Here is a 2,756-nt window from a genome sequence, read left to right on the forward strand (position 1 = left end):
CGTTGACTTTTGGCACGCTGTTGAGTTCTCAAGGAACGGACACTTCCTTCAGGCCGCCTTCCAGCGGGCCCTCCGGGCGCTTCGTTCTTTCGTGTTTCCAGCTTATCAGATGTTTTCCGCTCCGTTTACCGGCGCTTTTTGCATCTGAAATCCGCTGTTAACCGCCGTGTCGCGGCGACCCGACCAACCTTAGCGGGTCGGCGGCCGCAGCGCGAATCGGGGCGCACCCGGACGTCGCCCGGACGGCGGCATGATTTGTTGCTCTCGCGAGCATATACAGCAATGGTCCCGATTCGCCAAGATGCCTGTAGAGTGCGGCGTATCGGACCAAGAGGACTAGACCAGTCGCGGGCCGATGGAACGCCGGTCGACAGGCGGGCGCGGGCGTGGGTCTTCGCCCAGGAATGTCAACAGATGTCCGAAGTTGACATGATTTAGGCTTCAGTTGATCGCGTGCCGCACCACGCGGCCGCTCGCTGTATTGCGCACTTGGGAGGCACAACCATGACCACTGTGACGTCGCCGCTGACCGGCAAGGTCGTCGGGCTCGCCGGCGTGCCGGACCCGGTGTTCTCCGGTGCGATGGTCGGCCCCGGCACGGCGATCGACCCGGTTCGCGAGCCCACCGAGGCGGTCGCTCCGGTGGACGGCGTCGTGGTCTCCATGCACCCGCACGCCTTCGTGGTCGTGGACGCCGACGGGCACGGCGTGCTGACCCACCTGGGCATCGACACCGTGCAGCTGAACGGCGAGGGCTTCGAACTTCTCGTCAACAAGGGCGACACGGTGGTGCGCGGCCAGGCCGTCATCCGGTGGGACCCGGCCGCCGTCGAGGCCGCCGGCAAGTCGCCGATCTCGCCGATCGTGGCTCTCGAGGCCTCCCCCGACTCCCTGGGCGAGCTGCGCGAGGACGGCCAGGCCCAGGCGGGCGAGAAGCTCTTCAACTGGAGCTGACCCCTTCATCACCGACACGGAACACCCGCCCCGCAGGAGTTGACGGGGCGACCCGTCACTCAGCGGTTCCCGCCGGGGCCGCTCCACTCAGCGGAGACAGGCATATGGAGAAGACACTGCGCGGCGTGGGTGTCAGCCACGGGGTCGCGATCGGCCAGGTGCGGCACATGGGCACGGCGGTCCTGGAGCCCGCGGCCACCCAGATCCCGGCCGAGGACGCCCCGCGCGAGCAGGCGCGCGCCCAGGCCGCCGTCGAGGCGGTCGCCGCGGACCTGATCGCGCGCGGCAACCTGGCCGGCGGTGAGGCGCAGGCCGTGCTGGAGGCCCAGGCGCTGATGGCGCAGGACCCGGAGCTGATGGCCGACGTGTCCCGTCGGATCGCCGTCGGCAGCAGTGCCGAGCGCGGCGTGTACGACGCCTTCGCCGCCTACCGCGCGCTGCTCGCCTCCGCCGGGGAGTACCTGGCCGGGCGGGTCGCCGACCTGGACGACGTCCGCAACCGCATCGTGGCCCGGCTGCTGGGCGTGCCGATGCCGGGTGTTCCGGACAGCGACGAGCCGTACGTGCTGTTCGCGCGGGACCTGGCGCCGGCCGACACCGCGCTGCTGGACCCGGCCCTGGTGCTCGGCTTCGTGACCGAGGAGGGCGGGCCGACCAGCCACAGCGCCATCCTCGCCCGGGCGATGGGCGTGCCTGCGGTGGTCGCGCTGCCGGGGGCGACGGACGTCGCCGAGGGCACCGTCGTCGCGGTGGACGGGAGCTCGGGCGACGTGCTGCTCGACCCGTCGCAGGAGAAGCAGGACGAACTGCGGGCGATCGCCGCGGAGCGCAAGGCCGCCCTCGCCGCCTCGTCCGGTCCGGGGCAGACCTCGGACGGCCACCGGGTGCCGCTGCTGGCCAACGTCGGCGGCCCGGCGGACGTACCGGCGGCGCTGGAGAACGGTGCCGAGGGCGTCGGCCTGTTCCGTACCGAGTTCCTGTTCCTGGACGACTCGGCCAAGGCTCCCGGCGAGGAGAAGCAGGTCGAGGCGTACCGCAAGGTGCTGGAGGCCTTCCCCGAGGGCCGGGTCGTGGTCCGGGTGCTCGACGCGGGCGCGGACAAGCCGCTGGACTTCCTGACCCCGGCCGACGAGCCGAACCCGGCGCTGGGCGTGCGCGGTCTGCGGACGCTCCTGGAGCACCCGGATGTGCTGCGGACCCAGCTGCGGGCGCTCGCCAGGGCGGCCGAGGGCCTGCCGGTGCACCTCGAGGTGATGGCCCCGATGGTGGCCGACCGCAAGGACGCCAAGGACTTCGCGGCCGCCTGCCGGGAGGCCGGGCTGAATGCCAAGTTCGGTGCGATGGTGGAGATCCCGTCGGCCGCGCTGCGCGCCCGGGCGATCCTCCAGGAGGTCGAGTTCCTGTCGCTGGGAACCAACGACCTCGCCCAGTACGCCTTCGCCGCCGACCGGCAGGTCGGTGCGCTGGCCCGGCTGCAGGACCCGTGGCAGCCGGCGCTGCTGGACCTGATCGCCTCGGCCGCCGAGGCGGCGCAGGCCGTGGGCAAGAGCTGCGGCGTCTGCGGTGAGGCGGCCTCCGATCCGCTGCTCGCCGTCGTGCTGACCGGTCTGGGCGTCACCAGCCTCTCCATGGGGTCGGCCTCGATCCCGTACGTGCGGACGACGCTGGCCAAGTACACGCTGGCGCAGTGCCGCCGGGCCGCTGAGGCGGCGCGGGCGGCGGACAGCGCCGAGGACGCGCGGGCCGCGGCGCAGCAGGTGCTCTCCGGCGAGTGAGCCCGGATGCCGAAGGGGAGCCCCACC

Annotated in this window: 2 protein-coding genes; both read left to right on the forward strand. The window is 71.9% G+C overall.

The features are described 5' to 3' along the window. Positions 1 to 504 precede the first annotated feature (504 nt). Positions 505 to 954, forward strand: a complete 450-nt coding sequence (locus ABT247_RS32965) for a PTS sugar transporter subunit IIA (RefSeq protein WP_350750203.1) — start codon at positions 505 to 507, stop codon at positions 952 to 954. 104 nt (positions 955 to 1,058) lie between these two features. Further along, on the forward strand, positions 1,059 to 2,729 hold the full coding sequence (ptsP, locus tag ABT247_RS32970; RefSeq protein ID WP_350750205.1) for a phosphoenolpyruvate--protein phosphotransferase: 1,671 nt from the start codon (positions 1,059 to 1,061) through the stop codon (positions 2,727 to 2,729). Positions 2,730 to 2,756: the final 27 nt, after the last annotated feature.

Origin of the sequence: Kitasatospora sp. NPDC001539 (assembly GCF_040298565.1) — a bacterium.
In the GTDB taxonomy this organism is placed as follows: domain Bacteria; phylum Actinomycetota; class Actinomycetes; order Streptomycetales; family Streptomycetaceae; genus Kitasatospora.